We start from the raw sequence: 17,196 nt of genomic DNA on the forward strand, positions 1-17,196 counted from the left end.
ACAGGGTCTGCTCCGCAGACACGACGCGCCGCCGCTACGCGGCGGAATACATGCATCGCTCCGCGATGCTGCCGGCGCTCCGCTCCGGCTTGCCGGTCCACTCCGTGGCCCAGCGGCTCAGATCGCTCCGCGATCCAGCCTGACGGAAACCTCTCCGCGGATTCCTAAATACGCAGCTGTGCGCGGGAGTTGACAGGCCGTCTGCTCGGATAGGCAATTCCGGGTGCTGGATCTCTCAGAAGGGCTTTGAGCGGAGGGCCGTCCGCTCTCCCGAAGGGCCGGGGGCTCTCTCAGGTTTCGAGCATAGCGGAGCTGATGTGCGCCTCTGCTCTTTGGATGCAGAAAAATCTAACTGATCTTCGAGAGATCAGAGAGGCCTTCTCCCGGCATGCCAGGAGAAGCGGTCTAGTTCTCGTGAAGGGTCTCTTCTGCATCAACTGGCTTTTTTCCTAGGCTAGTTGATTGTTACGGACTGGGCTGGGTGGTCAGGCACTGCCGAGACGGCTGAAGGCCCAGCGGAGGACTTCTTATTCGACTCGGGTGCTCCCGGTGCGGTGCAGGGCAGTCTGGGTATGGGCGGTCAGGCGGGCCCAGTTGCGGAAGTTGCCGTGGGCGGCGCGGCTGTCGGCGAAGGTGATGTCGTCGGGGTCGGCGTCGGCCCAGATGGGGTGGTAGAGCGGGATGACGTCGAGGACTTCGTCGGGGGTGAGGCGGGTGACGTGCTGCCAGATGAAGATGCGGGAGGACAGCATCGGCTCTTTGCGCAGCGCGTGGTAGCAGCCCTCGCCGCCGACGAAGACGACCGCAAGCTGGCTGGAGGGGTCATCCCAGAGGTAGCGGACGTACTCCAGCTGATCACTCTGGAGCCACTGGGCTTCGTCCAGGACGAGGGTGCGTGGGTGGGTGGCGAGGGTGGTTTGAGGAGGTGGTCGAACTCGGTGGCCCCCACTAACAGGTCACCGTTGTACTCGGTCACCTGATGAACAGAAAACTTACAAGACTGGGGGACCACCCCACACGGAAGAACCCAAACCCTCTGCACCCATCACCCCGCTGCCGCCAACTGACCATTGACGAAAAGAAATCGATAATCCTACTCACCGCCACCAGTTACCGCGCTGCCCTACCCTTGCCCCGCCATTCAAGGGAAAACCCTCCTGATCCATTTCACGGCCGGCCGACCACCTAGGAGCCTCAATACGCACAGACCCCGGCGGAGACTGCCAGTACACGGCCCCCCGCCCATACAACCCCCTACCTGTATCGCAGTCCCGCTTGTAATCAACCCACCCCACAACACCTAACTCACGCAACACACCCAAAACGCGCACAAGATCATCTAAGTCACGATAATCGCGAGTATAAACACACGCCAAGGTGAAGTTTTTCAGGACCTTGGACCCAATTCCGAGATAACCCTCGATCGTGGCGCCGCTGATCCGCTCCCACAGCGGCCGGTTGATGCCCTTGGGCATCCACTTGCCCACGACTCGGTTACCGAACTCGTCCAAGCCCTCGTCGAGACGGTCAGGGGCCCGAACAAGGTCTGTCCACCCAGGGCCTCTCGGGGCTGGCAATCCTGCCCTGTCTGTCTCACTCACTGCCCTTACCGCCCGTCTTCTCGCGTGGTCCCGACGTACTCTCTCTGCCAACGACGCTTGGCAGCGGGATGTTTTTGCGACCTCGTCAGACCTGCGACAGGCGCCCGCCCGTGGGTACTGCAGAGTGACGCCAACCTTGGTGACAAACTTGACCCGGGTGGAACGGAGGCTGGTTGTCCTGCTGACAGGATGCGGTCACGGTGGACCGGTTGGGCTGGAGGCCGCCGGGGTGGTAAGTCCCAGTCCTCAGCCGGGCTTATTGTGATGGACTCCTGCTCTGACCGGGCGTGCTGCCCCTCGCGACGAGCGAACTTCACAACGTCCGACATTCATGGCGGGCCGTTACTCTTGGGCGCTGCCGGTGTCGGCGATGGTGTAGGTGTCCTTGACCTTCACCTCCGTAACCCCGCGGCCCTCGGCGAAAACGCGCCGCCAGTCTCCGACAACGTGGAGTTCGTCGGTACCCATGACACGGATTACATGCAGACCTTCATCATGGGCCTTGAGGGCCTTCGTCCAGAGGTTCGCAAAAGCCTGGGAGCGGATGAGGTGCATCCAGTCCGGGCGGTAGAGCTCACGGTTGTAATTCGACTCCCCCATCGTCGAAACGAACTTGGAATACATCGCCTTCACGTACTCCAGCGTCACCTCGTCGTTCTCGGCGATCGCCCTGTCACGGGCCTCCTTGAGAACGACACGGAACTTCTCCAACAGACCCTCCGTCGAACCGGAGGTGTACGACTCGTGGATCTCGGGCGGGTCGCACAAGCCGTGCTTGGGGCCGGAGAGACGTAGGAGCAGGCGCAGGGTGGGTTCCGTGACCCAGAGCGGGCCGGGTTCGTCGCGGTTGCCGAGGGGGTTGGGGAGCACATCTTCGTGTTCCCAGGCGGCCGGGGTGATGAGGTGGACACCGGCTCGGCGACGATCGTGGTCAAAGCCGGTGGAGTGTTCCAGCTGGCCGAGCGGGAGATGCGTCTTCAGGGCGGAGAGATACGCGCCGTTCATATCGAGCGCGGTCACTTCGTGTGTGCTCGGCGGGACGGTGCGGCGGGTCCACTTCGGACGGGCTTCCCAGACCTGGTCGGCGCCCTTGGAGGTCTGCTTGCGCAGGATGTCGGGGATCCACGGGTGGGCTACTACGTCGTACCGGCCGCCCTTGCGGGTTTCGTCCAGCAGGCGCATCGCGTCCGGGATGGCCCGCTTGAGCAAGGCGGCCGTAGCGGCCTCGACGTCGCCTCGGTTCTCGCTGAGGGCGGCTTCGACGGTGGAGGTGATGAGGTCGCCGGGGCCGGACTCGGGCTGGAAGGCGCGCCCGCGGGGTGGCTTGGGCCTTCCGTTGGCCGGGCGGGGGTGCGGTTGGGCGATGGGCTCGGGGGTTGCCGGGGTGACTGCAACTTCCTTTTGCGGAGTGGGTTTTGGTGTGGTCGGCGTCGGCCGGCACTCGGTGGGGTCCAGGTGCTGGGTGAAGCCGTCCATTCGGTGGCGGGCGGGGAGGCCGCACAGGACACATGGCTCGGGCTCGGCCAGGGTCTCGACGTCGTCGTAGCCCTCGGTCTCGGGGGCGGGCGGGGTGGTCGGCTCGGGGGCGGGTTCCGATGCCGGTTTCGGTGCCCCGGTGGGTTGCTGTGGTGTGGTCTCCGTGTCCAGCTTTGTCTGGAGTCCGTCCAGCAGGTATGCGTACTTCTGCCGGATCTCGCCGACCGGGTCGCGCCCCGTCTCCCAGCCGGTCACCGTGGACGGGCTCACTCCGAGCGCCCTGGCCACCTGTGCCTTGGACAGGTGGGCGCGCTCGCGCAGCTCGCGGCGTACTTCTGGGGTGGGAAGCGGTGCCAGCGGGGCGACACCCGACAGCAGCGAGTCGATCGCGTCGAAGTCACTCACCGGACGGTTCCTTTGTTCATGGTCATTTCGCATCGCTTGGCCGGCGCTGTTACCGGGCGCGCCGTGCCATGTCCTCAAGGGTACGGACGAAGTCGGCTGCCGCTGTTTCCGCTCCGGTGAGTACCACCAGGGGTGCGCGGGCGCCGAATGCCGCGACTGACCTGGCGACGTCATAGGCGATCACTCCTGCGCCGGAGAAGCCGCCGAGCACTACGGGGCCGTCGGCCAGGGCCCGCAGGACGGCGTCGCGCAGCCGTGGTAGGTCCGCCGGGCGCAGGAGGGCCACTGCTTCGGGTCCTTGGTAGGCCTTGACGAGGCGGGTGTGGGCGGAGCGGTGGGCGGTGGGTGTCTGGACGAGGCAGACGGTGCCCGCGCCGGGGCTGGTGGCCGGGCGCAGTACGACCAGTGGGGGTGCGGTGGAGTCCTCGGTGTAGGCGCGGGCGCGGGTGCGGGAGGGGGTAGGGGCGGGGGTGGTCGGTGGTTGTTGGGGGAGGTCTTTGAGCAGTCCGATGAGGTGTCCGACGGTGGTGGCCCGGTCTGCCTCGGCGGGGAGTCTGCGCAGGAGGTGCGCGGTGTGGGTGAGGAGTTGTTCGGCGCTGGTGAGGCGGGTGCGGTCGTATGTGGCGGTGAGGGCGAGGGCGCCTTCGTCGGTGTGCTGGGCGGTGAGGGTGAGGGGGTATGCGGTGTGGGCTCCGAGGGTTTCGGCGGAGCCTACTCGGATGCCCTCGTCGGCGAGGCGCCTGGTGAGGCCGTTGTCCTCGTACCGCCGGTTCTCGAAGATGAGCAGGCTGCCTGTCGTGGGTGTGTCGCGCTGTCCCGACCAGGCCCGGGTCTGGCCTGCTGTGACCCATTCGTAGGCGGAGCGGTCCACGGCCTGGTCGCGCAGTGCGTCCAGGAGGGCGCGCAGGGTGGTGCGGGGGTCGATGTCGACGGTGACCGGCAGGGGGTTGCGCAGGGGGGCGGGCAGTCGTTCGATGCTGCTGAAGGGGATGCCGCGGCCGGAGACGGTGGCGTGGAAGCGGATGCGGGCGGGGGCTTGGGTGCCTCGGGTCCGGTAGAGGAGGAGTGCCCATACGGCGTGCAGGACGATGCTTTCGGGGCTGCCGAGTCCGGTGGCCCATGCGTTGAGGCGTGCGGCTTGTCCGGTGGTGAGGCGGGTGCGGGCGTAGGCGGTGCCCGTGCTGTGGCTGGTGGGGGTGGGGAGGGTGGCGCCGGGGTCCGTGCCGGGGGCCAGGTCGGCTCCGGCCCACCATTCCTGGGCGGGGGTGGTGTCCTGTGCCGCGAGCCAGTGCAGGTAGTCGCCGATGTCGGGCCGGCGTTCGCCGCCGGGGAGCGTGCCGCCGGCGAGGTAGGCGCGGTAGAACTCGTGCAGCAGGATCCGCACGCTCCAGCCGTCGAGGAGGGTGTGGTGGAAGGTGAGGAGGATGCGGGTGGGGGTGGGTGGGTTGGTGGGGGTGGTGGTGGGGGAGCTTGTGGCCGGGTTGGTGGGGACGGTTGGGGTGGTGGGGGTGATGTCGGTGGGCGGGGGTGGGGTGGGGGTTGGGTGGGGGGGTGTGGGGCTCAGGATGGTGATGCGTAGGGGGCCTTGGCTTCGTGGGTCGATTCCGCGGTGGCGGTCCGCTTCGATGGCCGTGGGCCAGTCCGTGTTGTCGTAGGACAGTCGTACGACTTCGGGGGTGAGCCGGTCGCGTGTCATGAGGTCGGGCTGTGGGCCGTCTTCGAATGTGGTGCGCAGCACGCTTTCGTGGTCGAAGACGGACTGCCAGGCGGCAGTGAACCGGTCGAGGTCGAGCGGGCCCTGCCAGGTGAAGGCGAGTTGTTCGGTGTGGCGGCCTCTGCCTGGGTGGGCGTCGGTGTCGGCGATCAGTTCGCGTTGCAGTGGGGAGGGGGTGAGCCTGCGGCCCGCGGGTCCGGCGGGCGGTGTGTGGGTGAGAAGGCCTGCGAGCAGCCCTGCCGGGAAGTCGACGGGTGGTTCCGGTGGTTTCGCGGGGGTGAGCCGCAGTGTGTGGCGGCCGGGGCCGTGGTGTTCGAGGCGGTGGAGCCACAGTGGTTCGCGGGTGGGGCGGAGGGTTGCACGGTCGATGCGGTCCAGGGCGGCTTCGAGCCGGTGGGGGTCCAGCGGGCCGTACAGCTCCAGTACGGGTAGGGCGTGTTCGGCTTTGCCGGTGGGCCCGGTGGGCCCGGTGGGCCCGGTGGGTCCGGTAGGCGCGGTGGGCCCGGTGAGGTCGACGACGACGATCAGTTCGTCGCCGGGTGGGGTGTGGTCGGCGGTCATCTTCTCCGGGGGCGGGTACGTCCGCGTGCGTGCGCGTGCGTCCACGCGCTTTCTCCGCTGCCCATGCGGCGGAACCTGTCCTTCCCCTCCTTCGCCGCTGCGAAACGAGTACCCGGAGTGCGGCCCGTTCGTGTCCATGGCGACCCCAGTGGTGCGGGGTGGAAGGGGGTGGTGGGGGACGGGGCGGCCAGGGGGCAGCACCCCGTCCCACGGGGTGGGCAGTGCGGACGAGGAGTTGCGTCGAGCTCCGCCATTTTCGGCCTCCTCGCCTTCGCACACGCACCCACCGTTTCGTACGGTAGTCGCGCGCGCGAGGGTGCGCCCGGCTCCTTGAGTGTGGTTCGAGCGCAGCACGAACCATCCTGTACCGGACAGGGGCGTGCGGCTGTGGGACGGCAGCCGGATGGCTCAGTCTCAGTCGAGGAGTTCCGCGACGGCTTCCATGAATCCTTCGTCGAACATGGTGTGTGCCGCCGTGTCGGGTGAGCTGTTCAGGCCCGCGTCCTGGCGGGCCACGCTGAGCAGGTACCGGCCGCCCAGGACCTGGTGCGTGACGAAGGCCCATTCGTCCTCGGTTGCGGGGCTGCCGTCGGGGGCGCGCAGTGCGCCGTTGCCCGCGCCGAAGCCGAACTTGGTGAAGCCGAGCCGCATTCCCTGGCCGAGTGCCTTGGTGTAGGCCTCTTTCAGGGTCCACAGGCAGAGCAGTGCGGCGGCGCGTTCTTTTTCGGGGAGTTCTTCGAGTTCGGCGCGTTCGGCGGGGGTGAGCACCTGGCTCTGGACCAGGTCGTAGGACATGCGCCGGTCGGTGGGTTCGGAGTCGACTCCGATGCGGCCGTCGCGGCTGATGCCGACGGCGATCAGGTCTTCGGTGTGGGTGAGGCTGATGTCGATCTGGTCGAGTCCGCGCAGGTAGGGCCGGCCTCCTGCCTTGTAGGCGAGGTCGATGCCGGCCGGGGCGATGTGCAGGGCGGCGGCGGCGGTGTATTTGGTGGCGAGCCGGGAGGCGACGAAGCGGTAGCGGGTGGTGGGGTCCTCGGTTCGCCGGTAGCGCTGCCAGTCGCGGCCGAGCAGGGTGCGCAGGGTGGGGTCGGTGACGAGGGTGGTGAGCCATTCGCCCCAGGTGGTGTGGACGACGGCGTTGCCGTGGCGGTCCATGGATTCGCGTACGTGGTGCCAGGGGGCGTCCGGTCCGCTGATGTGGACGGGTTGTGCGATGCGCTCCGCGCCGGGCAACGGGGTGTTGGTCAATGTCGTCCCTGCCTTCCGTGGGTGCCGGGCGGTGGTGAGGGGTGCGGGGGGTGGAGGTGTCATGGGGTGGGGGCGGTCGCGTCGAGGTCGTAGCTGCGGCCGTCCCGGTAGCGGCGTACGAGTTCTGCCAGGACCTGTTCCTGGCAGCCTTCGGGCAGTTCGGGCATCGGGATGCCGAGCTGGCCGCCGATCCGGGTGAGGGCGAGCACCGCCCAGGCCGGGTTGGCGAGGAAGGGGTCGCTGCCGTCCTGGCCCTCCCAGACGCCGAGAACGGCCGCCGCGCCGACGAGGTGGCAGTAGCGGTCGCTGAGGACGGCCACGGCGGAGTCGGCGAGGGCCGCGCCGGAGGTGGGCAGGCGGCGGCACTGTTCCTGGAGGGTGCGCAGTTCGCCTACGAATTCTTCGGCGAGTACGGCGAGTGCGGCGATGTGTCCGCCGGCACCGTGGGCGGCGGCGAGGCGCGAAGCGGAGCCGACGAGGGAGGCGGCCATGAAGTCGCCGCCGCCCGCGATGCCGAGCAGCTGGTAGTCCAGGTCGGGCAGGGGCGCGCCGCTGCGGAAGAGAGCGGACGGCGGTTCCGGTTCGGCGAACCAGGACCGCTCGGCCAGGTTGCGCAGTTGCGGTACGAGGGCGGCTTGGCAGGAGGCACGGCCGGCGTGTCCGAAGCCTGCGATGGGGAGGTCGCGGGCGAGTTTGCCGAGTGCGCCGTATTCGGGGCTGCTGTGGTCGTAGCCGTGGGTGCCGAGGACGGGGGCGAGTTCTTCGAAGTTCTCGCGGAGCAGGTCGGGCACCACGTACTTGGTGGCGGCGGCGAAGACGTGGGCGCCGGCGGGCAGCAGGCTGAGCGCTCGCAGGGCGACGGTGCTCATGCTGTCGCAGGCCAGCAGGTCGGCGAAGACTCCTGCGAGGGGTTTGTGCCAGCGGCGGGCGACGGGCCGGCCGCCGCGGCCTTCGGTCGCGGCTCTGACCGCGGAGCGCAGCACGGTGTCGGCGGCGGCGGTGACCGCGCCGCAGACCAGGCTGCGGTTGACCTGGAAGGTGCGCAAAGCCAGGGCGACTCCGGCTCCCGCCGGGCCGACGAGGGCACCGGCGGGGACGGGGCAGTCGTGGAACTCCAGGCCGCTGAACAGCGCTCCGCGCATGCCCGGTATGTCTACCCGGGGCAGGTGCTGGGCGTGGTGAGGCTGGTGCCGGGCCGGGTCCAGGAGGAGTACGGAGTGGCTGCGGGGGCCGCGGGCGGGGTCGGTGCGGGCGTACACGATCTGGAGGTCGGCGCGGCTCGCGTTGATGATGACGTCCTTGCGGCCGCCGAGCAGGTAGCTGCCGGGGGTGGAGCCGGGGCGGGCGGTGAACTCGTGCCGCAGGATCGCGTTCGCATGGGCGAGTTCGTGGTGGAGGGTGGTGGCGCGGCCGCCGTCCAGCAGTCGGGCGGCGACGTACCGGCGCTGGTGTTCGCTGCCTGCGGCCCAGACGACTCCGGCGGCGAACAAGGAGGTGATCCCGTGGCCGAAGCCGAGGGCGAGGTCGCGGCGGAAGACCGGGCGCAGGGCGCGTACGAGGTGGTCGGCGCGGGTGAGCAGGCCGCCTTGAGCGGCGGGTACGAATTCGGCGCCGACGTGGTGTGCGTCGAGGAGCGCCTCGGTTTCGGCGGGGGGTTCGCGCCGGGCGTCGGCGGCGAACAGGGCCTGTAGTCCGTGGGGGTTGGCCTGATCGTAGGGGTCGCCGAGCAGTGCTTCGAGCCTGGCGGCCCGTACGAGCGCGTCGGCGGGGTGGCTGCCGTGAGCGGTGCTCGTGCCGGGGGTGCCCGACGTGTCGGTTCTCTCGGCGATCGTGGTCATGGTGGCACTGTGACGACCTTCGCTTGAGAACCGACGGAGAACCGGTCCAGTGGTCGCTGAGAGCTGCCGGAGGTGCGGGCGGCTGCCGTGCCAGATCGCGGATCGGGCAGGGCAGCTGTTTGGGGAGGAGCGGTGGGGCGCAGTGGGAGGAGGTGGAGTGGCGGGAGGAGGTGGGGCGCAGTGGGAGGAGGTGGAGTGGCGGGAGGAGGTGGAGTGGCGGGGTGGCGTCGGTGACGGAGCAAGCCTGGTGCCCGGGGGGCAGGGGTGCAAAAGGGGTGGGGTGCGTCCCGTAGGCAGCGAGAAGGGGGCGGCCGGGTCCCAAGGACAGGGGCATTCGGGACGCGAGGTATCAGGTCGCACAGGTGACACCTGGGAGCACAGGTGACGGGGAGGCCCAGGTATCCGGCAGGCTGGGGCGGAGGGCAGGGCTGGAAAGGGGCGGGGGCGTCCGATGGGCGTGGGGATACCGGAAGGCCAAGGTGCCCGGAAGGCCAAGATGCCAGGTGCCCGGAGCCCGGAAGGCCAAGATGCCCGGGAGACCAAGGTGCCCGGAGCCCGGAGCCCGGAGCCCGGAAGGCCAAGGTGCCCGGAGCCCGGAAGAGCAGGAGCCCGGAAGGTCAGGGGCAGCAGCACTTTGTGTATGCCTGGGGCTCATCAGGAAGGGAAGTGCCGGGGAGCAACCGGGGGTCCGCGTGGGCGGCCGGGCCTCGGCATGGGCGGCCGGGCCTCGGGGCTGGGACTTCCCGGGGCCCCGACGCGTGAGGGCCGAGACGCCCCGGGGGCCTCGGACACGTGAGAGGCCCAGACGCGTGAGAGGCCTGAGAAATGTGGGCCCCGGCAAGCGGGGTGGGTCAGAGGAGTGTTGTGGAGGCGAGGGTGCGTGGTGTGGTGGTCGGGTCGACGCGGTAGCGGGCGGCGTCGCCCCGCGGGACCAGTACCGGAAGCAGGGCGGTCCACAACTCCCTTGTTCTGCCGCGGAGTTGGTCGTACGTCGAGCCGGTTCCCGACAGGGCTCCGATACCGCACACCGCTGCCGGGAGCAGCGCTTCGGTGGTTTCCCGGCCCGCGTGGTCGTTCAGGTCGCCGGCCGTGCGGGCCTCGGCGGTCAGCCGCAGTACCTCGGTGAGCCAGACCTGCTGGAAGTCGGTTGCGGCCAGCCGACGGCCGACGCATTCGTGGGCGATGCGGAAGGCGGCGCGTACCACGGGGTCCTCGCAGCGTGCCCGTACCAGCCAGTGCGTCAGGTCGATGAGCACCTGCACGGGGGGCTCCCCCGTCTGCCGGCGCTCGTGCACGAAGTCCTGCAGCATGGTGCGGCCCTGCTCCTGCACCGCGTCGGCGAGCCGCTCCTTGGAGACGAAGTGGAAGTACAGCGCCCCCTTCGTCATGCCCGCGGCGGCGACGATCTCTCCGAGCGTGGCGTTCGCGTACCCCTTGCGGCAGAACATTTCCGCTCCGGCCAGCACCAGCTTGCGCCGGGTCTGCTCCGATCTGGCCTGCATCGTGGTCCCTCTCCTTCCGCTCCCCGCTGCTGTCTCCTCAGCTCACCCGGCTCAGTCGCTCCGCGCCGGGGGCGGCGGGCGTGGCGGGTGCGGCGGCGTCCAGCGGCTGTTCGGGTCCTGCCATCAGGATCGAGCGCTGGAGCCGGCGCAGTCCCGCGGACGGTTCCAGGCCGAGTTCGCGCACCAGGGTCTGGCGCAGTCGCTGGTAGACGTCGAGCGCCTCGCTGCGGCGGCCGGAGCGGTGCAGGGCGAGCATGAACTGGCCGTGCAGGTTCTCGTGCGTGCGGTAGCGGCTGACCAGCACGGTGAGTTCGGCGAGCAGTTCGCGGTGCCGGCCGAGTCGCAGGTCGGCCTCTATGCGCTGGTCGAGGGCGCACAGCCAGGTTTCCTCCAGGCGCCGCGTCTGCATCTCCAGTTGCGGTCCTGCGGTGACGTCGGCGAGGGCGGAGCCGTTCCACAGGGCGAGGGCCTGGCTCAGCTCGCGGGCCGCGCGCGGGAAGTCGCCGGCGTCCATGGCCCGGTAGCCGATCCCGGCGAGCCGCTCGAACTCGCGGACGTCGCTGGTGCCGCCCGAGGTGTGCAGTACATAGCCGCCGGGGGCGGTCACGAGGACGTCCTTGGCGATGCGCGGGGCGGTGCCCTCCGGGTCGTGGGCGAGGGCCGTCGCGATCATCTCGCGCAGCTGGAGTACGTACGTCTGGAGGGTGGTGCGGGCACTGCGTGGTGCCCGGTCCCCCCAGAGTTCCTCGACGAGTGAGGCCACGGGGACGACTTCGTCGGCGTGCAGGGCCAGCAGGGCCAGCACCTGTCGCGGCTTGGGGGCTGTCGGCGTCACCGAGATCCCGTTCTCCCTGACGGCCAACGGGCCCAGTACTGCGATGTCCACGCCGTTTCCCCTCTTCGGAGCTGCTGATCGCCACTCGGGTACACACCCAGTTAAAAACAGGCCAACCGGTCTGTCAATACTAAACCGTCCATGCTGTTTTCTTAGGATCTCGCGAGCCGCTCAAGCGCCCCTATAGTCGCGCCGGAGTGAGCAGTCCTGCGGAACTCTGCCCGTCCTGGAGGGCATTTGGGGATTTTTGATCTTCATCCGTCGAGGCGGGCAGCGCGGGATCTCTGGCAGGGAGAAGACCGAGTGGTATGAAGTAGACAGGAGAGCGAGACCGGACGGTCTGATTTTTCTCGCTTACTCGTGTGACAGGCGCGGCAACAGCAGGTCCCAGAACCCGGTGACCTTCCGCCCCGTGTACCAGTCGGGGTCCTGGGCCCCCAGCACCTCGAACCCCACGGTGGCGGCCACGATCGCACCGGCGGCGTCCTCCGGTGAGACGCCTTCCGCGAGGGCGCCCTCCCGTTCGGCCCGGGACAGCGCCTCCTCGACCCACCGCTGCCAGCCCCTGCGGCACGCGCCGGACCCTTTCGAGAGGCCACCGCCCAGCTCGAAGCCGGCCCTGACCACGACGTCCTGCGCGAGTCTGCCCATCAGTGCGTGCGTCGCCTCGACGAGCTCCTGGAGCACCCCTCCCCCGGCCCGGGACGCCGCCTCGGTGATCGCGCCCACCTTCCGGGCGGCCTCCGTCTCGACGGCCAGGGCGAGTGACTGCTTGTTCTCGAAGTGGAAGTGCAGCGCGCCGTTGCTCACCCCGGCCCGGCGGCTGATCGTGGTCAGCGAGGCGGGCACGTACCCCTCTTCGGCGAAGACCTCGGCGGCGGCAAGTATCAGCGACTCACGAGTACGTATCGCACGCTCCTGTTTGACCATCTGCTCTCTCCTGAGGTTTTCGGTGGCTGCAGGCGACGGCGGCCACCGTACCTTGATCATCAAGAGTAACAAACCGCTTATGCGGTTTGTAGGTGTAGAGCGTGCAGGGGTGATTACGCCGTAATCACTTCGCCGCCATGCCGGGTGATTACGGCGTCATCACCTGCGCGCCATGAAAAAGGCTCCGCGGCCCAGTCGCGGGCCGCGGAGCTCCGGTCACGTCGTACGGGTTGCAGGTTGCAGGGCGCAGGTCGCAGATTGCCGGGTTCGTGCGAGGAGGCCGACGGGCCCCGGGTCAGCGCGCCTGGTCGCCGAGCAGGACGGGCAGTTCCCGGTAGGTGTTCATGAGGAAGGTGGGCATCGGCCGGAGTTCGTCAGGGGCGCAGGCGAGGCTGAGGTCGGGAAAGCGGGTGAAGAGGGCGGAGAAAGCGGCGGTCGCCTCCACCCGGGCCAGCGGAACTCCCATGCAGCGGTGCACGCCGTGCCCGTAGCCCAGGGTGTCGCGGTCGGTGCGCAGCAGGTCGAAGTCCGCCGCCCCCTCCCCGTACCGCTCCGGGTCCAGTCCGCCGGCGGCGAAGGAGACGAGGATCGGGTCGCCCTGGGCGATGCGCACTCCGTCCAGGTCGATGTCCTCGACTGCGAACCGCATCGGCGAGTACGCGCCGGGAGTGTGCACCCGCATCGTCTCGGCGGCCACGTCGTCCCAGCCGGCCCGGCCGGCGCGTACGTGTTCAAGGCTCTCCGGGTGGGTGAGCAGCGCTCCGACGGCGTTGGTGATCAGGGCGGCCGTGGTGTCCTGGCCGCCCGCGATCATCAGGTAGAGGGTGCCCAGGAGTTCGCTCTCGCTGAGCCGGTCGCCCTCGTCGCGAGCCTGGATCAGCAGGGAGGTCAGGTCCTCGCCGGGCTCTGCGCGCTTGGTGGCGACGTGCGCGGCGAGCAGGCCGAACGCCTCCATCCGGGCCGCTTCCATCTCCTGCGCGGAGACCGTGGTGCTGAACACGGTGTGCAGCGCGGTGCACAGTGCCTTGGTGGCGGCACCCTGCGGGACGCCGAAGAGCTCGCAGATCACCCGCATGGGCAGCAGTTCGGCATACGACGCGCGCAGGTCGAGGGGGGTGGTGGCCGAGTGCGCGGCGAGGTCGTCGACGAGTTCGGCGGCGATTTCCTCGACCCGGGGGCGCAGGGCTTCGGAGCGGCGGGCCGTGAAGGCTCCGGCGACCAGGCGCCGCAGTCTGGAGTGCTGTTCCCCGTAGGCGAAGAGCATGTTCTCGTTGGCCACCCAGGGGTACAGCGGCCAGTCCGGCGTGATCTTGCCCTCGCGCAGGTCTGGCCAGTGCTGCCGGGCGTCCTTGGAGACCCGGGGGTCGATCAGCAGCTGCTCGACCTGCCGCTGGCCCACGACGGCCCAGGCCTTCACCCCTCCGGGCAGTTCCACCTGGACCGCGGGGCCCTGGGCCCGCAGCATGGCGGCCTCGCCGGCCAGGTCACGTCCGGTGACGTCCAGTGCGTACGGGCATGCAGTTACGTCTGTCATTTCCCCACCCCTGCGTCGATGCGTCGATGTCCACTGCGTCGTACTCGTACCAGCCGTACGGGTCGCCGGGGCCGGGGCAGGTGATTACGGCGTAATCACCTGCCGCCGGACCGGGAAGTGATTACGCCGTAATCACTTCTGCAGGGCACCGCTCCCCCGCAGAGGGTCAGACGCTCACCTCGGCCGCGAGCAGCTGCTCGCGTGCCTCGACCGCTTCCTCGTACACCTGCGCTGCCCGCTCCGGTGAGATGTCGAGCCGTACGAGCACCGCGGGCAGCGCGAGGCTCGACATCAGGTGGCTCTGGAGGTCCGACACCCGTTCCGGCATGTCGGCATGGTCCGTCATGATCTTGGAGAGGACCTGGACCCCGGTGAAACTCCCGGCGAACAGCTTTGCCGCGGAGGTGATGTCCACCTGGGGGAGGAGCTCTCCCTTCTCCTGTGCCTCGGTGAGGATGGCGGCGTTGCGGTCGATCCAGCCGCTCATCGGAACCTGCCGGTCCAGTCCGTCGTGGCGTGAGCCCTGGTCGACGGTGAGCCGGATGCTGCCGCGCACCATGGGGTCGCCGGCCTTGAGCATGTGGGCGAGCATCAGTGATTCGTCGACGCCCTGCTGGAGGGTGAGTTCGCGCGGGGGGACCGGCGGGATGGCGAGCACCTGGTTGGCCAGCACTGCCTGCGCCAGTTCCTTCTTCGAGGCGAAGTGGAAGTAGAGGGCTCCCTTGGTCACTCCGGCGCGGCTGAGGATCTCGGAGATGGCTGCCGCCTCGTAGCCGACCTCGTCGAACACTTCCGCCGCCCCGACCAGGATTGCGTCTCGCGTCCGAACCGCTCGCTCCTGCTTCGCCACTACAACCTCCGTGCCGTGCCCCGCCATGGACCGCTCAAGAAATTAAAGACCGAGCGGTACGTATCTTATCGCCATCGTCCTCCGTACTGGCTGTATTAACCCGGTGGCAGGGGTGGAGAGGCAGGATCGGACCCCTGGACAGCCTGCATGTGTAGATTTTGGGTTTCCGGAAGAAGAATAAAACCAGTCAGCCGGTTTTTCAATGGTCGCGCAGCAGGGCAAGTTCCGCCTGCATGTGCACCGGTTTCCTCCTCTGAAGCAGACATTCCCCTTAGGATGACCGCAATTCAGTACCGCGTAAGACTTGTAAACAAAACCGGGTGGTACGTATCTTCATGCCCTGCATCGGATCCGTGATGACGCTGTGGGGGAAACATGTCTGTGCTCACACACCGCCCGGAAAAGCTGACGCCCGTCGGGCTCCACCAGCCGCTGCTCCTGGACACACCGCTGCTCGACACACCGCTCCTGCGGGACGTCATGACCCACGGCACGCCGCCCGGGCCGACGCGGCACTCCCCCACCGTCATGACGACCGCAGACGAACTGAGTCATCTGCTCTTCGACCGCGACGAGCGGGAGCGGGTCCACGGCATGTGGCGCGAGTTCATCACGGACGAGTCGTTCCGCTACCAGGGCGGCCTCTCCCCCACTCAGTGCGCCGAGCTCGCCTACAGCCGGCTGCGGGAGGTCAACGCCCTCATCGGCAGCCCCGAGGACCTGGCACGAGACCCCCAGATGCTGGCCAGCCTGCACGAGTGGGCCGCGATCGTGGACGGCGGCGGCGGGCTGTGCACCGTCGCCAGCATCCACTACAACCTGTTCCTGGGCAGCCTCCTCGATCACGGGGACGCCGAGAGACGCGACCTCACCGACTTCACCTCCATGCGCCGCACGGGAACGTTCCTGTGCACCGAGCTGGAGCACGGGAACGACGCGAGCGCCCTGGAGACCGTCGCTGATTACGACGTCATCACCGACAGCTTCGTCCTGCACACGCCGACGCCGGGCGCCCAGAAGTTCATGCCGAACACCAGCCCCGTCGGCGGCCCCAAGAGCGCACTGGTGGCGGCGCGGCTCCTGGTAGAGGGGCGCGACGAGGGCGTCTTCCTCTTCCTTGTGCCGCTGAGCGACGAGAAGGGGTTACTGCCGGGGGTCAACGTACGTCTGCTGCCTTTTCGCCCGGGTGCCCCGGTGGACCACTGCCTGACCTCCTTCGACCACGTACGGCTGGACCGCGGGGCCCTGCTGGAGGCCGAGCACGGGCGGCTGGACGAGGAGGGCAGGCTGACCAGCGTCCTGGGCAACCGGCGCAAGCGTTTCCTGCACTCCATCGGCCGGGTCACCACCGGCAAGCTCTGCATGAGCGGCGCCGCGGTGGGTGCCTCCCGGGCCGCCCTCGCCATTGCCGTGCGCTACGCGCAGCACCGGCACATCAGTGGGGCCAGGGCCGGCGAGCGGGTCCCGCTCCAGGCCCACCGCAGCCATCACGGCAGACTGCTGGGCCCGCTGGTCACCTCGTACGCCATGACTTTCGCGCACCGTGAGACGGTCACCCGCTGGGCCGAGGCAGGTTCGCACGAGGAGAAGGTGGAGGCCGAACGCGAGGTGGCCGTCATGAAGGGGTGGATCACCTGGCAGGCGCGCACCATCACCACCGAGTGCCGGGAGCGGTGCGGGGCCCAGGCCCTGTTCTCGGCGAACGGCCTTGCCGACTTCCCCCAGTACACCGAGGGGACCATCACCGCCGAGGGCGACAACCTGGTCGTCTGGCTGAAGGCTGCCAGCGAGCTGCTCTTCGGGGCCGATACCGCGGAGCGGGCGGAGAGTCCTGTACCGCTGGCCGAGCAGCCGCTGACGGACCGGTACTTCCTGCGCGGACTGCTGGTGGATGCCGAGCGGCTGTGGCGGACCAGGGCGAGTGCGGGGCTGCGCAGGGGGCCCGCGGGAGATCCGCTGGGGCGGTGGAACTCGGCCTCGTTCGCGGCGTTGCGGATGGTAGGGATCCACGCCTCCGTACGGGCGGCCGACGCCTTCTCGCGGGCCATCGACCGGGCTGCGGGTCCGGCGACGCGGGCCCTGCTGGAGAACGTCTGCCTGCTGTTCCTGCTCCAGCAGGTCGGCGAGCACACCGGCGATCTGCTCGCCGCGGGGCGGCTGACCCCCGAGCACGCCCTCTGCCTGCCCGAGGCGGTCGAGGCACTGATCTGCGAGCTCGCACCCCACATGACGACTCTGGTGGACGCCTTCGACCTGCCGGAGGAGCTCCTCGGTGCCCTCCCGATGCTTCAGGAGAACGGCTACGGCTTCCTGGCGGAGAGCACGCCCGCGTGGGCCGGGAAGTGATTACGGCGTAATCACTTGGGGATGGCGGGCTGGTCGCGGCGCCGCCTCGGGCGGCGGTGATTACGGCGTAATCACCTGCCGGGGCGGGGTGGAGTGATTACGCCGTAATCACCGCGGCGACGCCGAGGCCGGGGCCTCGGGTGATTACGGCGTAATCACCCGAGTGGTTGCGCGACGGTGCCGGTCGGTCCCACCAGGGGGTTACTGCCTAGTACGGGCAACCTGGGAGGAGAGTCGCTTCGGTCGCTCGAGTCGCTGCGGATACGGCTGTGGGGGGGGGGGGGGGAGAGATAACGCGGTGAAACACACCCCCCACCCACCCCACGACCAGGGGGCGCCCGACCTCCGGCCGCGGG

At 69.0% G+C, this 17,196-nt stretch carries 12 protein-coding genes and 1 pseudogene; 1 reads left to right on the forward strand and 12 read right to left on the reverse strand.

Going from position 1 to position 17,196, the window contains the following annotated elements:
* Window positions 1-527: 527 nt before the first annotated feature.
* The 12 genes and pseudogenes from ACFWVV_RS36925 to ACFWVV_RS36980 form a co-directional block, all read right to left on the reverse strand.
* Window positions 528-752, reverse strand: coding sequence for a hypothetical protein (locus tag ACFWVV_RS36925; RefSeq protein WP_384357337.1), 225 nt, complete (start codon window positions 750-752; stop codon window positions 528-530).
* A gap of 75 nt (window positions 753-827) precedes the next feature.
* Window positions 828-884 (reverse strand): annotated as a pseudogene (locus tag ACFWVV_RS36930) (hypothetical protein); the annotation flags it as partial.
* Window positions 885-1,097: 213 nt separating this feature from the next.
* The gene (locus tag ACFWVV_RS36935; RefSeq protein WP_384422918.1) at window positions 1,098-1,601 is read right to left on the reverse strand and encodes a putative phosphothreonine lyase domain-containg protein; all 504 of its coding nucleotides are present in this window, start codon (window positions 1,599-1,601) and stop codon (window positions 1,098-1,100) included.
* A 342-nt stretch (window positions 1,602-1,943) separates the two neighbouring features.
* Window positions 1,944-3,482 (reverse strand): helix-turn-helix domain-containing protein, encoded by a 1,539-nt coding sequence (locus ACFWVV_RS36940; RefSeq protein ID WP_384357335.1) that lies wholly within the window; start codon window positions 3,480-3,482, stop codon window positions 1,944-1,946.
* A 49-nt stretch (window positions 3,483-3,531) separates the two neighbouring features.
* Window positions 3,532-5,802 (reverse strand): condensation domain-containing protein, encoded by a 2,271-nt coding sequence (locus ACFWVV_RS36945; protein WP_384357333.1) that lies wholly within the window; start codon window positions 5,800-5,802, stop codon window positions 3,532-3,534.
* A gap of 369 nt (window positions 5,803-6,171) precedes the next feature.
* Window positions 6,172-7,005 carry a 4'-phosphopantetheinyl transferase family protein gene (locus tag ACFWVV_RS36950; protein ID WP_384357331.1) on the reverse strand — a complete coding sequence of 278 codons (834 nt, stop codon included), beginning with the start codon at window positions 7,003-7,005 and terminating at the stop codon, window positions 6,172-6,174.
* Between the two features lie 59 nt (window positions 7,006-7,064).
* Entirely contained in the window at window positions 7,065-8,843 is a 1,779-nt protein-coding gene (locus ACFWVV_RS36955; protein ID WP_384357329.1) for an acyl-CoA dehydrogenase, read from the reverse strand.
* An 851-nt stretch (window positions 8,844-9,694) separates the two neighbouring features.
* Window positions 9,695-10,345: a ScbR family autoregulator-binding transcription factor gene (locus ACFWVV_RS36960; RefSeq protein ID WP_384357327.1), complete on the reverse strand. Its 651-nt coding sequence runs from the start codon at window positions 10,343-10,345 to the stop codon at window positions 9,695-9,697.
* Window positions 10,346-10,382: 37 nt separating this feature from the next.
* Window positions 10,383-11,231, reverse strand: coding sequence for a BTAD domain-containing putative transcriptional regulator (locus ACFWVV_RS36965; RefSeq protein ID WP_384357325.1), 849 nt, complete (start codon window positions 11,229-11,231; stop codon window positions 10,383-10,385).
* 303 nt (window positions 11,232-11,534) lie between these two features.
* A complete protein-coding gene (locus ACFWVV_RS36970; protein WP_384357323.1) occupies window positions 11,535-12,110 on the reverse strand; it encodes a ScbR family autoregulator-binding transcription factor in 576 nt (191 codons plus the stop codon).
* Between the two features lie 295 nt (window positions 12,111-12,405).
* Window positions 12,406-13,644, reverse strand: coding sequence for a cytochrome P450 (locus ACFWVV_RS36975; RefSeq protein ID WP_384357321.1), 1,239 nt, complete (start codon window positions 13,642-13,644; stop codon window positions 12,406-12,408).
* 166 nt (window positions 13,645-13,810) lie between these two features.
* Window positions 13,811-14,494, reverse strand: coding sequence for a ScbR family autoregulator-binding transcription factor (locus tag ACFWVV_RS36980; RefSeq protein ID WP_384357319.1), 684 nt, complete (start codon window positions 14,492-14,494; stop codon window positions 13,811-13,813).
* Between the two features lie 375 nt (window positions 14,495-14,869).
* Between ACFWVV_RS36980 and ACFWVV_RS36985 the strand changes: the two genes are divergently transcribed.
* On the forward strand, window positions 14,870-16,840 hold the full coding sequence (locus tag ACFWVV_RS36985) for an acyl-CoA dehydrogenase (protein WP_384357317.1): 1,971 nt from the start codon (window positions 14,870-14,872) through the stop codon (window positions 16,838-16,840).
* The last annotated feature ends 356 nt before the right edge of the window (window positions 16,841-17,196 follow it).

Source organism: Streptomyces sp. NPDC058663 (assembly GCF_042716745.1).
Lineage (GTDB): Bacteria > Actinomycetota > Actinomycetes > Streptomycetales > Streptomycetaceae > Streptomyces.